The 313-nt window shown below is 51.8% G+C and carries 1 protein-coding gene; it reads right to left on the bottom strand.

What is annotated here, in order from left to right:
* Positions 1-61: 61 nt before the first annotated feature.
* Positions 62-313 (bottom strand): hypothetical protein (locus HBA93_RS20130; protein WP_221724456.1); only part of this gene is annotated, 252 nt, incomplete at its 5' end.

Raw genomic sequence — 313 nt, 5'->3', positions numbered from 1 at the left:
TCATACACAAATGAAAAAGGCGGCCTACAGGCCGCCTTCCAAATTCATATTACAAGTATAATCAGCCGATTGCCATCAGGCTGGCGTTACCGCCTGCCGCTGTGGTGTTGATCGAAGTCGAGACTTCTTCCAGCAACCAGTTAAGGCAATAGGCTTCTGCATTGTTAGCCAGCTCTTCCGAAGATGCGGCCTGTGTCAAAACCAATGGTCCCGGCAATCCTGCGATCTTCTGATTGACCTCAACAATACGGGCACTGTCACCTTCAACCAGCGCACCGGCAAATGGCGCATCTGACTGCCAGTCCTTCGACCA

Source organism: Ochrobactrum sp. SFR4, from assembly GCF_019730395.1.
GTDB lineage: Bacteria > Pseudomonadota > Alphaproteobacteria > Rhizobiales > Rhizobiaceae > Pseudochrobactrum.
This window is presented reverse-complemented; position numbering and strand designations above follow the sequence as displayed.